The 13,960-nt window shown below is 73.5% G+C and carries 14 protein-coding genes; 10 read left to right on the forward strand and 4 right to left on the reverse strand.

From position 1 onward, the window contains the following. Positions 1–31: 31 nt before the first annotated feature. A complete protein-coding gene (locus ACFWP2_RS34450; protein WP_380458910.1) occupies positions 32–1,186 on the reverse strand; it encodes an alpha/beta hydrolase in 1,155 nt (384 codons plus the stop codon). A 376-nt stretch (positions 1,187–1,562) separates the two neighbouring features. On the opposite strand from ACFWP2_RS34450, the gene ACFWP2_RS34455 reads away from it, so the two are divergent. The 7 genes from ACFWP2_RS34455 (at position 1,563) to ACFWP2_RS34485 (ending at position 8,169) form a co-directional block, all read left to right on the forward strand. Continuing rightward, positions 1,563–3,404: a phosphatidylglycerol lysyltransferase domain-containing protein gene (locus ACFWP2_RS34455; RefSeq protein ID WP_380458912.1), complete on the forward strand. Its 1,842-nt coding sequence runs from the start codon at positions 1,563–1,565 to the stop codon at positions 3,402–3,404. A 72-nt stretch (positions 3,405–3,476) separates the two neighbouring features. Then, positions 3,477–4,349 (forward strand): dihydropteroate synthase, encoded by an 873-nt coding sequence (gene folP / locus ACFWP2_RS34460; RefSeq protein WP_380458915.1) that lies wholly within the window; start codon positions 3,477–3,479, stop codon positions 4,347–4,349. 28 nt (positions 4,350–4,377) lie between these two features. After that, positions 4,378–4,857, forward strand: coding sequence for a nuclear transport factor 2 family protein (locus ACFWP2_RS34465; RefSeq protein ID WP_380458917.1), 480 nt, complete (start codon positions 4,378–4,380; stop codon positions 4,855–4,857). Between the two features lie 246 nt (positions 4,858–5,103). Then, positions 5,104–5,463, forward strand: a complete 360-nt coding sequence (folB, locus tag ACFWP2_RS34470) for a dihydroneopterin aldolase (protein ID WP_360353719.1) — start codon at positions 5,104–5,106, stop codon at positions 5,461–5,463. A gap of 46 nt (positions 5,464–5,509) precedes the next feature. Then, positions 5,510–6,115, forward strand: a complete 606-nt coding sequence (gene folK / locus ACFWP2_RS34475) for a 2-amino-4-hydroxy-6-hydroxymethyldihydropteridine diphosphokinase (RefSeq protein ID WP_380458920.1) — start codon at positions 5,510–5,512, stop codon at positions 6,113–6,115. 198 nt (positions 6,116–6,313) lie between these two features. Then, positions 6,314–6,802, forward strand: coding sequence for a DUF3180 domain-containing protein (locus ACFWP2_RS34480; protein WP_380458923.1), 489 nt, complete (start codon positions 6,314–6,316; stop codon positions 6,800–6,802). A gap of 134 nt (positions 6,803–6,936) precedes the next feature. Next, a complete protein-coding gene (locus ACFWP2_RS34485; RefSeq protein WP_380458925.1) occupies positions 6,937–8,169 on the forward strand; it encodes a hypothetical protein in 1,233 nt (410 codons plus the stop codon). A 37-nt stretch (positions 8,170–8,206) separates the two neighbouring features. Here ACFWP2_RS34485 and ACFWP2_RS34490 read toward each other — a convergent pair whose 3' ends face one another. Both ACFWP2_RS34490 and ACFWP2_RS34495 read right to left on the reverse strand, forming a co-directional pair. Then, on the reverse strand, positions 8,207–8,782 hold the full coding sequence (locus ACFWP2_RS34490; protein ID WP_380458928.1) for a TerD family protein: 576 nt from the start codon (positions 8,780–8,782) through the stop codon (positions 8,207–8,209). 146 nt (positions 8,783–8,928) lie between these two features. After that, the gene (locus tag ACFWP2_RS34495) at positions 8,929–9,426 is read right to left on the reverse strand and encodes a hypothetical protein (RefSeq protein WP_380458931.1); all 498 of its coding nucleotides are present in this window, start codon (positions 9,424–9,426) and stop codon (positions 8,929–8,931) included. An 89-nt stretch (positions 9,427–9,515) separates the two neighbouring features. On the opposite strand from ACFWP2_RS34495, the gene arfB reads away from it, so the two are divergent. After that, the gene (arfB, locus tag ACFWP2_RS34500; RefSeq protein ID WP_380458934.1) at positions 9,516–9,950 is read left to right on the forward strand and encodes an alternative ribosome rescue aminoacyl-tRNA hydrolase ArfB; all 435 of its coding nucleotides are present in this window, start codon (positions 9,516–9,518) and stop codon (positions 9,948–9,950) included. A gap of 10 nt (positions 9,951–9,960) precedes the next feature. Here arfB and ACFWP2_RS34505 read toward each other — a convergent pair whose 3' ends face one another. Then, a complete protein-coding gene (locus ACFWP2_RS34505) occupies positions 9,961–10,488 on the reverse strand; it encodes a flavin reductase family protein (RefSeq protein ID WP_380458937.1) in 528 nt (175 codons plus the stop codon). A gap of 371 nt (positions 10,489–10,859) precedes the next feature. Between ACFWP2_RS34505 and ACFWP2_RS34510 the strand changes: the two genes are divergently transcribed. Beyond that, positions 10,860–12,644 (forward strand): diguanylate cyclase domain-containing protein, encoded by a 1,785-nt coding sequence (locus tag ACFWP2_RS34510; RefSeq protein ID WP_380458941.1) that lies wholly within the window; start codon positions 10,860–10,862, stop codon positions 12,642–12,644. A gap of 184 nt (positions 12,645–12,828) precedes the next feature. Next, on the forward strand, positions 12,829–13,827 hold the full coding sequence (locus tag ACFWP2_RS34515; RefSeq protein ID WP_380458943.1) for a hypothetical protein: 999 nt from the start codon (positions 12,829–12,831) through the stop codon (positions 13,825–13,827). Positions 13,828–13,960 lie beyond the last annotated feature (133 nt).

The following is a 13,960-nucleotide window of genomic DNA, read 5'->3' on the forward strand; positions in this document are numbered from 1 at the left end:
GGCTGCCCCGGCGCCCGCCCCGGTGCCGGCCCTAGCCCAGGTGCGCGCCCAGCCATTCGAGCGTGGCCGGGAGCTCCCTGGTCCAGCTGTCGAAGTTGTGCCCGCCGTCGTCCAGGTAGAGCGAGTCGATCGTGAACTGCGGGTTGGCCGCCGCGGCCCGGGTGGCCTGGTCGACGAACTGGACGGTCTGGGGGTAGTCGCCCTCCGTGCGGGTGGAGACCGCCAGCAGGTTGAGCGCCGGGACGGGCAGGTTCTGCAGCCGCCAGCCGAGGTCGTGCTGCTGGGCCAGCGCCTTGTCGCCGTTGAAGAGGTCCCCGCCGGTGTAGTTGTCCTGGCGCACGGTGAAGTCGCCGTGCAGGCTCGCCGCGTTGCCGTAGACGTTCGGGAAGCGCATCGCCAGGCGCAGCGCGCAGCTGCCGCCGGTGGAGTAGCCGAGGGTGCCCCAGGAGCCGGCCGTGCGGCCGACCCGGTAGCCGCTGCGGATGGCCTCGGGCACGTCCTTGACGAACCAGGTCTCGGTGCGCGTCCCGCCGGGGACGTCCACGCACTCGGTGTCCCGGGACGGGTCGAGGGCCGGGCGGGCCATCACCAGGACGGTCGGCGGCATCTTGCCGGTGCGCTGGAGTTCGATCGCGGTCTGGGCGAACGGGAACTCGTGCAGCAGGTTCAGCGTGGTGCCCGGGTAGCCGGCGATGGCCAGCAGGACGGGGAAGCGGACCAGGGCGAGCTTCTGGTCGAAGTACGCGGGCGGCAGGTAGACGAACATCTGGTCGGAGTAGCCGGTCTCCTTGCCGCTGACCCGGACCGACTCGACCCTGCCGACCTCCTCGGGCGGGCCCTTCGGCAGGTCGGTGATGGTCTCCAGGCCGCCCTCGGTGGTGGGCTGGACCAGCGCGTCGGGGACCGGGGTGCCGCCCTTGTGGTTCTCGTTGCTGGTCAGCGCGAGCTTGGCGCCGCCCGAGCCGAGCAGGTCGTGCCAGGAGGTGTAGAACCCGAAGGAGTTGTTCACCGACAGCGCGAGCACGGCCAGGACCGAGGCCTGAACGACCGTCAGCAGGCCGATCCGGCCGAGCACCGGCAGTGGACGCTGGGGCGCCAGCCGCGGCCAGACCCACAGGGTCGTGGCCACGGCCGCGACGCCGAGTGCGAGCAGCGAGTTCACCAGCGCGTCGCTGGTCAGTTCCATGCCGTCGGCCTTCCGGTGGGACACTGGCGGTGCGGGCTTCATGCTCTGGCGACCCGTCAGGCCCGGCCACCGCGGCTGGGCCGTCCGGACGCCCAGGCGGGCTGGAAGGGCGGGGCGAACCGCAGGCAACCGGCGCCCTAGAATGCGGCGTCCACCGTACGTAACGCGTCCCGGGGGGCCCGTCGCGCCACGCTGCGGCGGACCCCCGGCTCCCACCGCCGGCTCAACCCGCAGCGCCGCCACGGACCCGGTTTACCGACCGTTTCCGGGTCCTTGGTATGCGCATTGCCTGATGAAGGAATAGGCATGAAGGTCCATCACGCGTCCTCCTCCGGAGTGACAGGACACCGCACCGCAGCCTCTACGCTGAGCTTCCATGAGCGTTCCCGTGTCCGTTGAGCCGAGCCCCGAGCAGCCGCCGCGCCGTCGCCGCGGCCTGCAGACGCTGCGCAACCAGGCGTCCGCCGTCCCGAGGGCCTGGCTCCCCGGGGCGGTCGGCTACGCCTGTCTGCTGATCGGGCTCATGGACATCGCCAGCGCGGTGTTCCCCAAGCTCCGGCACACCAAGGTGCACACCTTCGCGGGGCAGCTGCCGGGCGGCACCACCAGCCTGGCGGCGGTCGGCGCGCTGATGGTCGGCATCCTGCTGGTGCCGCTGGCGCACGCGCTGCGCCGGCGCAAGCGGCGGGCCTGGCGGGCGGTCTGCGTGCTGCTGCCGATCAGCGCCGGACTGCACATCGTGCGCTGGCACCAGATCGGCCCGGCGGTCGTCTCGCTGGTGGTCCTCGCCGTGATGCTGGTCCACCAGCGCGAGTTCTACGCCAAGGCCGACCCGCGCACCCGCTGGCGGGCGCTGGTCAACCTGGTCGTCATGGGCGTCCTCAGCGTGCTGCTCGGCCTGCTGATCGTGAGCACCCGGACGAAGTACGAGATCGGCCACCCCGGCCTGACCGAGCGCCTGCAGCACGTCGGGTACGGACTGTTCGGCTTCGAGGGCCCGGTCCGGTACAACAACGTCCGGATGTCCGACCTGGTCGCCTACCTGCTCGGCGGGCTCGGCCTGCTGACCGCCTTCACCACCGCCTACCTGGCGCTGCGCCCGGGCAAGCCCAAGCCCGAGCTGACCGCGGAGGACGAGGAGAAGGTCCGCGAGCTGCTCGCGCGGCACGGCGAGCGCGACTCGCTCGGCTACTTCGCGCTGCGCCGCGACAAGAGCGTGCTGTTCTCGCCCACCGGCAAGGCGGCGATCTCCTACCGGGTGGTCTCCGGCGTGATGCTGGCCTCCGGCGACCCGGTCGGCGACGTCGAGGCCTGGCCCGGCGCGATCAAGGTGTTCATGGCCGAGGCCCGCGAGCACGCCTGGGTGCCGGCCGTGATGGGGTGCAGCGAGGTCGGCGGCGAGGTCTGGACCCGTGAGGCGGGCCTGGACGCGCTGGAGCTGGGCGACGAGGCGATCGTGGACACCGCCTCCTTCTCGCTCTCCGGCCGGGCCATGCGCAACGTGCGCCAGATGGTCAAGCGGATCGAGCGCAACGGCTACTCCTGCAAGGTGCGCAGGGTCTCCGAGCTCACCGCGGAGGAGAAGTACCGGGTCGCCGACGCCGCCGCCCGCTGGCGCGGCACCGACACCGAGCGCGGCTTCTCGATGGCCCTCGGCCGCTTCGGCGACCCGCTGGACGACGACTGCGTGGTGGTCACCGCCCACAAGGCCCCGGAGGAGGGCGAGGAGGGCGACGACCTGAAGGCCGTGCTGCACTTCGTGCCCTGGGGGCCGGACGGCATCTCGCTGGAGCTGATGCGCCGCGACCGCGCCGCCGACCCGGGCCTGAACGAGCTGCTGATCGTCGCCGCGCTGCAGGCGGTGCCCGCGATGGGCGTGCGCCGGGTGTCGCTCAACTTCGCGATGTTCCGCTCGGCGCTGGCCCGCGGCGAGCGGATCGGCGCCGGCCCGGTGCTGCGCGCCTGGCGCGGGCTGCTGGTCTTCCTGTCGCGCTGGTTCCAGATCGAGTCGCTGTACAAGTTCAACGCCAAGTTCCAGCCCGAGTGGGAGCCGCGCTTCCTGGTCTTCCCGAGCACCCGGGACCTGCCGCGGATCGGCTTCGCCGCGATGCAGGCGGAGGCGTTCATCACGCTCGGCATGCCGCGCTTCGGCCGCCGGCGCCAGCGTGAGGGGCTGATGCCGGTCCCGTCGACCCGCGAGGTCACCGAGGCCGCGTAGCGCCCGTCCCCGACGCGTGAACGGGCCCCCGCCGGGAATCCTCGGCGGGGGCCCCGTTCGATAATGGGAGACATGAACGATTCGCCCTCCTTCTCCCTGCCGGCCGGTCTGCCGCGACTGGAGCGCTGCGCCGTGATGGGCGTGGTCAACGTCACGCCCGACTCCTTCTCGGACGGCGGGATGTGGCACGACCCCGCCAAGGCGATCGCGCACGGCCTCGCGCTGCGGGCCCGCGGCGCGGACCTGGTCGACGTCGGCGGCGAGTCCACCCGGCCGGGCTCGCAGCGGGTGTCCGAGGAGGAGGAGCTGCGCCGGGTGCTCCCGGTGGTGCGCGAGCTCGCCGACGCCGGGGTGATGGTCTCCGTGGACACCATGCGCGCCACGGTCGCCGAGCGGGCCGTCGAGGCCGGCGCCACGATCGTCAACGACGTCTCCGGCGGCCTCGCCGACCCGGCGATGGCCCGGGTGGTCGCCGAGACCGGCGCGCCCTTCGTGGTGATGCACTGGCGCGGGCAGTCCGCCGACATGGACCGGATGGCGGTCTACGGCGACGTGGTGCGGGACGTGGTCGCCGAGCTGACCGACCGGGTGGACGCCCTGCTGGCGGCAGGGGTCAAGGAGGACCAGCTGATCCTCGACCCGGGGCTCGGCTTCGCCAAGACCTCCGAGCACAACTGGGCGCTGCTCGGCCGGCTGGACGCGCTCACCGCGCTCGGCCGTCCCGTGCTCGTGGCGGCTTCGCGCAAGCGGTTCCTGGGTACGCTGCTCGCCGACCCGGCAACCGGGGAACTGCGCCCGGCCCGGGAGCGCGACGACGCGACGGCCGCGGTGTCGGTGCTGTCCGCGCGGGCCGGGGCCTGGGCGGTGCGGGTGCACGACGTGTCCGGCACGGCGGATGCCGTCCGGGTGGTCGCGGCCTGGCAGCACGCGGCGCGGTTGGGGTGAGGGAGGGTCTGTGACAGGTGACGGCAGGTTGAGCGGCGGTACGGCCGGGCAGGCCCGCGAGGCGGATCTGGAGGCCGTGCTCGCGGCGAACCGGGGGCTCTACGAGGCGCTGGAACGGGGGGACCTGGAAGCGGTCGAGGACGCCTGGCTGGGTGCCGCCGACGCCGACGACAAGGGCGGCGTGGTGTGCGTGCACCCGGGCTGGCCGGTGCTCCGCGGCCGGGCGCAGGTGACCAGGTCGTACATGCTGATCATGATGAACACGGAGTACATCCAGTTCTTCCTGACCGATGTCGAGGCCGAGGTGCACGGTGATGTGGCCCTTGTCACGTGCACCGAGAACATCCTGTCCGGCGGCGAGTCGGAGGAAGAGGGGGAGCTCGGACCACTGGTCGGCGGAAAGGTCGTGTCGACGAATCTGTTCCGCCGTACCCCGGCCGGGTGGAAGCTCTGGTCGCATCACGGTTCACCCGTTCTGACCAGCGGGGACGACGACGAGGAGGACTGATTCCGGCGGCCGCGGAAATGCGGCGCCGGAAAGTCGTCGGGAATTTCCGAGTGGTCACCGAACGTTCACGTCAATCGCCATATCGGCGCGCGTGGCGTCGGTTCGTGCCGGGTAGGACGGTCAGGCGTTGTCCGTGCTCGCGGGTAGATTCGAAACGGAGTGGCGGGCGTGCTGCCCGCCTTCGCCCTGCCCGTCCATGCCTTTCTCCGGGTGGGGCCCGTCCGACTGGGAGCAGTGATTCGTTTGCTGGACCGCGTCACCCTGCGGGGGCTGCGAGCCCGGGGCCACCACGGCGTCTTCGAGCGCGAGCGTGCCGAGGGGCAGACCTTCGTGGTCGACCTGGTGCTGTACCTGGACACCCGCCCCGCCGCGGCCGGAGACGACCTCACCCGCACCGCGCACTACGGGCTGGTGGCGGAGGAGGTCACCGCGATCATCGCCGGGGAGCCGGTCGACCTGATCGAGACGCTGGCCCAGCGCATCGCCGACCAGTGCCTCAAGCACGAAGCGGTCGAGGAGGTCGAGGTCACCGTGCACAAGCCGGACGCCCCGATCACCGTGCCGTTCGACGACGTGACCGTGACCATCCACCGGGGCCGCGCATGACCCCCGCCGCGCGCCGGGTATCCGATGCAGAGGACGTTTGTTGCCGATGAGCGAGCGAAGCGAGCGAATGACCGCCATGCCCAACGCGTTCGACCTGGAGAGCCGGGTGGACTCGGCCGACACCACGCTGCACGGCCAGCGCTGCGCGGTGATCGCGCTCGGCAGCAACCTGGGCAACCGGCTGGACACCCTCCAGGGCGCCGTCGACGCGCTCGCCGACACCCCGGGGCTGAGGATCGACGCCGTCTCCGCGGTGTACGAGACCGAGGCCGTCGGCGGGCCCGAGGAGCAGCCGAACTACTACAACGCGGTCGTGGTGCTGCGCACCTCGCTGCCCCCGCGGGACCTGCTGGAGCGCGGCAACGCCGTCGAGGACGCCTTCGGGCGGGTGCGGACCGTCCACTGGGGCCCGCGCACCCTGGACGTCGACATCCTGGCCTACGAGGGCGTGCTGAGCGACGACCCGCAGCTGGTGCTGCCGCACCCCCGCTCGCACGAGCGGGCCTTCGTGCTCGCCCCCTGGCTGGACGCCCAGCCGGAGGCCGAGGTGCCCGGGCACGGGCGGGTGGACGCGCTGCTGGCCGCGCTGGGCGGCCCGGACGCGCAGGGCGTGAAGCGCCGCGAGGACATCCGGCTGACGCTGCCGGAGTAGGCGCGGGGCCGGTCTCCAGGGGGGCGGGGTCCGGGGCCGTGGCCCCGGGGAACTCGGCCGGGGGCCCGGCCGTACGAGTAGGTGTCCGCCGTTCGCGCGGGTGTCCGCCCGGCCGGGCCCGGTACGGTGGCTTGGCGTCGCCGCGCCGGGCCACCGGGCGGTCGGCCGGTTCTGGTACCCGGGAAGGACCTCCTCCGAGTGAAGCTGCTTCGCCTCCGCCTGCTGATCGGCATCACCGCCGCCACGACGGCGCTGTCCTGGGCCGGCTCCAAGCTCTGGGCCTCCGTGGACACGCTGCCGGCGGTGCCGGCCGCGGCGCCGGTGGTGCTGGCGGCGGTGGCGGTGATCCTGCTGGCGACCGCGCTGTCGCTGCGGGCCCGGCTGAAGGCGGTGCGCGAGCGCCAGCCCGGGGCGAAGGGCGTCGACCCGCTGCTGGCGGCCCGGGCGGTGGTGCTGGGGCAGGCCAGCGCGCTGGTCTCCGCGGTGGTCACCGGCGTCTACGCGGGGGCCGGGATCTACCTGCTGGGCGAGCTGGACGTGTCGGCCCGCAAGGACCAGGCCGTGACGGCCGGGCTCGCGGTGCTGGCGGGGGCCGCGGTGATCGCGGCGGCGCTCTGGATCCAGCACGTGTGCAAGTTGCCGGAGAACCACGACGACCCGGGCGGTCCGGCGGCGTCCCACCGCTGAGGCGTCGCTGAGCAGGGCCTTTCTCGTGATCTTGCGTGAGAAACCGGGCACGTGCGGTAAAAACCGCACCCTGTCAAGGGCAGAAGGGGACCCTGGGCTGACACGGCCCCAATTCGCACGCTAGTTTCTTGGACATGTCTCGCGGACGCCACCGTCATTCCTCCGTCCTCGGCCGGATCTTTCCCCCCACCGCTGCCGGCGTACTGCTGGTCGCCGCACTGGCCGCTCTGCTTTTCAGTCAGGACACCATCCTGGTGCGCTCGGTGGGCGTCGCGGCGGTGATCGCGACGCTCGGCTTCGCGCTGCTGCTGCGCCAGCGGGACAAGGCGGCCCGGGCGGCCGCCGAGATGTCCGCGGCGCAGCGGCTGCGCGCCGAGGAGCGGTTCGAGGAGCAGCTGGCCGAGGCCGAGTACGCGGCGGAGGTCGCCGAGGAGCGGGCCACCCGGTTCGGGCGGCGGCTGACGGCGGAGAAGTCGCGGCTGGCGAAGGCCGAGACCGAGATCGCCCGGCTGCTGCGCGAGCGGGCCGTGACGGTCGCCGAGCAGGCGCTCAAGGAGGCCGAGGCGACCCAGCGGGCGCTCGCGGCGCGCCGTCCGAAGTACCCGGCCAGCCCGGCCGCGTTCGTGCGGGCGGCGGCGGTGCTGCGGCTCCTGGAGCGCCGCGCGGCGGAGCAGGAGGCCCGGCGGGCGCGTACGGCGGGCGCTGAGGTCGCCCTGCGGGCGTCCGCGGCGGCGGCTCCGGCCGCCCCGATCGCCCCGGCGGCTCCGGCCGTGCCGGCGGCCGTGCCGGCGGCCGTGCCGGCGGCCGTGCCGGCCCCGGTGGCGCCCTCGGTGCCCACCCCGGGGCGGGCCCCGGTCGCTCCGGCCCCGCTCGCCCCGGCCCCGGTCGCCCCGGCCCCGGTCGCCCCGGCCCCGCTCGCCCCGTCGCCGGTCGCCCCGTCGCCGGTGCGTCCCGAGCAGGTCGGTCCCGAGCCGGTGCGTCCGGCGCTGACCGCGACGGTCGGTCAGCTCGGCGGGACGCCCGCCGTCCCCGCAGCGGCGCCCGCGCCGGGGGAGCGGCAGCGGTCGCGTCCGGCGCAGTCCGGGCAGGCGCGCGGGCAGGGCTTCAGCTTCTTCGGCCGCGGCTCGGGAGTCCCGGCGCGCCCGGCGGCCCCGGCACCGGCGGTGGGCAGCGTCGCCGAGCTGGGCGAGCGCGCCGACCTGGCGGACGTGGTGGGCGACGAGGCGGTGGCCGCGAAGGCCGAGGCCGAGGCCCGGGCGGCGGAGCCGGCCGAGCGGCCCGGACCGGGCGAGCCGACCGTGGTGGACCTGACGCCGGAGGACGAGACCGAGCTGATCCAGCTGCCGGAGCTGCGCGCCTCGCGCTGAGGCCCGCCGGCCCCGGAAACGGGAAACCGCGGGTGCGTCAGATCTGGACGCCGAAGTCCTGGGCGATGCCGGCCAGGCCGGAGGCGTAGCCCTGGCCGACGGCGCGGAACTTCCACTCCGCACCGTTGCGGTAGAGCTCGCCGAAGATCATCGCGGTCTCGGTGGCGGCGTCCTCGGAGAGGTCGTAGCGGGCGATCTCGGCGCCGCCGGCCGCGTTCACCACGCGGATGTAGGCGTTGCGGACCTGGCCGAAGTTCTGGCCGCGGGCGGTGCCGTCGTAGATGGTGACCGGGAAGGTGATCTTGACGGCCTCGGCCGGCAGGCCGGACAGGCTGATGTTGATCGCCTCGTCGTCGCCCGCGCCCTCGCCGGTGCGGTTGTCACCGGTGTGCACGACCGTGTTGTCCGGCGTGCTGGTGTTGTTGAAGAACACGAAGTGGGCGTTGGACAGCACCTTGCCGTCCGCGTTCAGGACGATCGCGCTGGCGTCGAGGTCGAACTCGGCGCCGGTCGTGGTGCGGACGTCCCAGCCCAGGCCGACGGTGACCGCGGACAGGCCGGGGGCCTCCTTGGTCAGCGAGACGTTGCCACCCTTGGAGAGGCTCACTGGCATGACGTTTGCAGTCCCTTCGTTCGTTTCGTGGCGCTTTTTCCGGGACAACGCAATACTCCGCCGCCTTGGTTCCGCAGGAGCCGTGAATTCTTCGCGGACGCTGATCGGAGGGCAAAGCCCGGGCAAAGCCGTTGCCGGGTCCGCTGTCAGATCCGGCGGAACCGGCCCTGCAGCGTCCAGATGTTCGGATTGTCGGCCAGGTCGGGGTGCATGTCGAAGAGGTCGGCCAGCGTGTCCTGGAGGAAGTCCCGGGCCTCGCGCCGCAGTTCACCGTGGCGGACCACCACCGGCGGCTCGTCCGGCAGCCAGGTGGCGGTGACCTCGACCCAGTTGAAGCGGCGGGCGAAGCGCAGCAGCTCGGTGTTCTGGGTGAAGTCGAGGTCGGCGGTCTGCACGCGGGCGGCCCGGCCGCCGTCCGGGTCGCGGTCCAGGAGCTCGGCGATGTCGCACAGCGCCCAGGCGAAGTCGAGCACCGGAACCCAACCCCAGGCGGTGGACAGTTCCGCGCCCTCGCCGTCCAGGTAGACGTCGCCGCAGAACAGGTCGTACCGCAGGGCGTGCACGGACGCGGTGCGGTAGTCCGTCTGCGGGGGGTCGGGGAAGCGGTTGGAGAGGGAGTAGCCGAGCTCGATCACGTACGCCATTGTCGGGGCTCGGGGCGCGCGGGGGTAACCGGGTGCCGGCGGCCGATTAACCGCGTGACCGGGCGGGCCGGGCGCGCGATGATGGACGCATGTCCGAGCCCATCCGCGTACGGGGGTCGGTGGTCGTCCCCGACGCCGAGCTCGTCTGGCGCTTCTCGCGTTCCTCCGGCCCCGGTGGCCAGCACGTCAACACCTCCGACTCCAAGGTCGAGCTGCGCTTCGACCTGGCCTCGACCAGGGCGCTGCCCGAGGTGTGGCGCGAGCGTGCGCTGGAGCGGCTGGCCGGTCGGCTGGTGGACGGCCGGGTGCTGGTGGTCCAGGCCTCGGAGTTCCGCTCGCAGTGGCGCAACCGGGAGGCGGCCGGGGCCCGGCTGTCGGCGCTGCTGACCGAGGCGTGCGCACCGCCGCCGAAGGCCCGGCGGGCGACGAGGCCGAGCCGGGGGATGGTCGAGCGGCGGCTGTATAGCAAGCGGCACCGCTCCGAGCTGAAGCAGGGCCGCCGGTCGCCGCGGGGCGGCGAGTAGCCGGGGCGTCTCAGCCGAGGGTGCGGTAGCCGCCGCGGAAGTAGAGCAGCGGGCGGCCGGCGGGCGCGGGCACGGTGGCCTCCAGGACGCGGCCGAGCAGCAGGGTGTGGTCGCCGGCGGGTATCCGCTGCTCGGTGCGGCACTCGACGGTGGCCAGCGCGCCCTCGATCAGCGGGGCGCCGGTGCGGGGGCCGCGCCGGTACGGGGTGTCCGCGAACAGCAGCCGGTCGCTGAGCCGGCCCTTCATGGCGAACCGGGAGCCGAGCGTCTTCTGCCCCTCGGTCAGCACCGAGACCGCCCAGGTGTCGACCCGGGAGAGCACCTCGTCCATCCGGGAGTCCTCGCGGACCGAGATCAGTACCAGTGGGGGCTCCAGCGACACGGAGAGGAAGGACGTGGCGGTCATGCCGATGTCCTCGCCGTCCTCCGGGTCGTGGACGGTCACCAGGCTCACGCCGGCGGCGAGCTGGGAGAGGGCAGCCCGGAACTCGTCGGGCGTGGCGTGGGGGGCAGCTTCGGGCTGCGGGGACGGGTACACGTACCGCACGGTAGTCGTCGCCCCGGGGAAACGGCATCGGGCCTTGGTCGTAGGACCGGCGGTCCGGCCGAAGGGTTGCTCCCGGTGGCCGAACTCACCCTCAGGAGTGAAGCGGCCGGACTGGCGGGCGCACTCGGCTTCAGCCCGGGGCCAATGCGGTCGACCACCAGAAATGTACCGATAGCGCTGTATGTCCTGCTATGGGACAGATGAACTGATTAAGGGCGCATTAGTGTCGTGTGATTTAAGTCACAAGTGACGGCCTATTGCTGACCGAGCGTGCCGAGCGCTGTGCTCCCTGTGATTCAGTTCTTCTGGCAATCGGACGATAACCAATCAAGAACTATCCGAAGCAGCCGGGGAGCCCCCGCATGGAAGCCGAGTCGGAGCCGTACGTCCGTCTCGCGACCCTCCGCACCTTGCACCGGGTCGTGGCGGACCTCAACGCTGCCCGCAGCCTCGCTGGCACCCTCCAGGCCGTCGTCGAAGGCGCGGTGCACGGACTCGGCTTCGACGCCGCCGCGGTCAGCCTGGTCCGGCCGGACGGCGACCTCGTGGTGGCGGCCGTCTGGGAGCTGGAGGAGAGCCCGATGGGCGGCCCCTCCGTGCTGCTCGGCCAGGTCGGCTCCCGGGAGTCCTGGGACCGGCTGCTCGGCGTCAGCGACCACTGGGGCACCCTGCGCTTCCTGCCGTACGACCGCGGCTGGGCCGTCGCCAGCGACATCCCGCGCTGGATCGGGGACAGCCCGCTGCCGGTGTACGCCAACGACTGGCACCCCGCCGACGGGCTGCTCGCCCCGATGTACAGCGCCGGCGGCGACCTCCTCGGCGTCCTCTCGGTGGACCGCCCGCGCAGCGGCAAGCGGCCCGGGGCGTGGACCCGCGAGGCGCTGGAGATGTTCTCCCTCCAGGCCTCCATCGCGATCGGCAACGCCCGGCTGCGGGCCGAGATGCAGCGCGCGCTGGCCCGCCTGGAGAAGGAGCAGCAGGCGCTGCGGGCCAGCGAGGAGAGCTTCCGCCAGGCCTTCGAGTACGCGCCCAGCGGGATGGCGATCACCGAACTGCACGGCGTCGGACGCGGCCAGCTGACCAGGGTCAACGACGCGCTCTGCCGGCTGCTCGGGCGGCCCCGGGCGGTGCTGCGGCAGCAGAGCTTCGCCGACCTCGTGCACCCCGAGGACCGGGCGCTGCTGGAGCGCACCAGCGCCGAGAGCGGCCGCGCGGAGCTGCGGCTGTCCCGGCGGGACGGCGGCTACCAGTGGGTCTGCCTGCGCAACTCGATCGTCGCGGACGCGGCCGAGGGGCCGAGCTTCCTGCTCACCCACGTCGAGGACATCGAGGACCGCAAGCGGCACGAGTTCCAGCTCGCCCACCGGGCCAGTCACGACGCGCTCACCGGGCTGCCGAACGGCGCCGAGCTCAAGGCCCGGCTGGCCCGCCGGCTCTGCGCCCAGCCGCAGCCGGTCGGCGCCGCCGGCCAGGTCGAGGCCGCCTACCCGCAGCCGTACGGCTACCCGGCCGACTCCTACAGCGCGCACACGGCGCACGAGGGACTGGAGGGCGCGGACCCGTACGCCGGGCCCGCGCACGGCTACGGGCTGCCCGAGGGCCTGCCGAGCGGGCTCGGCCCGGGCTACGGGGAGCACGTCCACGCGGTGGTCCCGGCCGAGTACGGGCCGGGCGGCGACGCCTGGTCGGTGCCCTTCCGCTCCGGCGGCACGGCGGCGGTGGACAAGGGGCTCGCGGTCCTCTTCTGCGACCTGGACGGCTTCAAGTCGATCAACGACCGGTTCGGCCACAACGCGGGCGACGCGGTGCTGGTCGAGGTCGCCCGGCGGCTGAGCCAGGCCGTCCGGGACGGCGACACGGTGGCCCGGCTCGGCGGTGACGAGTTCGTGGTGCTGGCCGACGGGATCGGCCGCGAGGAGGCCAAGGACCTCGCCCACCGGCTGCGGGGCGCCATCATCCCGCCGATGCGGATCGACGGACGGGCGATGCGGGTGGGGGTGAGCCTCGGGGTCGGCTGGGCCGGCTGCGGGATGAGCATCGAGGAGGTGCTGCACACCGCCGACGAGCGGATGTACGACGAGAAGCGGGCCCGGGGCGGGGCGGTGCGCGGCGCGCGCGGCGAGCGCTCGCACCGGCGCGCGGGCTGAGCGGACGGGCCGAGTCGGCGGGCGCCGGGGGTGCGGGTCCGCCCTGGTCCGGCCGGGTTACCCGTGAGTTGTCAAGGGGCCTTTTCCCGCTGTCACGTACGGCAGGTAGTGTTCCCGGTACGACAGCGTCCATGATCTGCGCCGCCCGCAGCCGGCGGCGCACCGGATGGGGGAGCAGACCACCGTGACGACCGCCGGCAGCAACGGAGTGCCCGAGGGCCAGGGGGGCGGTGCCCCGCAGGACGACGACCCGTTCGGCTACCTCTACCGCCCGGCCGACGGCTCCACCGGGCAGCCGGCCGAGCCGCAGCAGGGGGTCCCGCGCACGCCGTACAGCCGGCCGATGGAGGTCGGTCGCGCGCAGTACGGCCAGCACTACCAGCAAGGCGGGCCGCAGCGGGCGCAGCAGCCGTACGGCCAGCAGGGCATGCCGCCGCAGGGGTACCCGGGCGGTCAGCCGCAGGCCCCGTACGGTCAGCCCGCACCGCAGCCCGAGTACGGCGCCGCGCCCACCCAGCAGACCCGCTACGCGGAGCACTCCCGGCCGCAGCCGGGCGAGGAGCCCCGCGGCAGCGGCCGGAGCAAGGGCGCGGTGATCGGCGCGGTCGCGGTGGTCGCGGCGATAGCGATCGGGGCCGGCATAGCCCTCTCCACCGGGGATCCGGACGGCGACAAGAACGCCAAGGGCGGCACCACCACCGCCGCCCCGCCGACCACCGGCGCCCCGGCGCCGACGGCCACGAACGCGGGCGCCACCCCCACGGCGACCGCGAGCGCCATCGCCGGTCCGACGAACGTGGACGCGGGCCAGCTCCAGGCGCAGAACGCGCCGGTCGGCAACAGCGTCAAGGGCGCCAAGTCCGCCGACGGCAGCTACCTGACGCTCCAGGCGGGCGGCTCGGTGACCTGGACCGGTGACATCGCCACGGCCGGGACGTACAAGCTGAGCGTGCACTACAACTACACGGGCGCGGACCTCAAGGGCGCGGCCGTGGTGAACGGCAAGGACTGGCCGAGCGGGGTGACCTACAAGATCTACGGGGCGCCCCCCAAGGACCAGACCTCCGCCTGGTTCTCCACCTGGATACTCCCGCAGTTCCAGGCCGGGTCGAACTCGGTGACCTTCACGGTGCCCTCCGGGCCGATCCTGATCGACCAGATCACCATCGAGCCGGGCGGCTGACCGGGCCCCTGACGTGCCGACGGCCGCCCTCCCCGCAGCGGGGAGGGCGGCCGTCGGCGTTGTTCAGGCGGGCTTGACGCGTCGTTCAGGCGGGCTTGACGGTGGAGAACCGCTCGCCGCCGAGCACCCAGCG

Source organism: Kitasatospora sp. NPDC058444, assembly GCF_042721415.1.
Taxonomy (GTDB): Bacteria; Actinomycetota; Actinomycetes; order Streptomycetales; family Streptomycetaceae; genus Kitasatospora.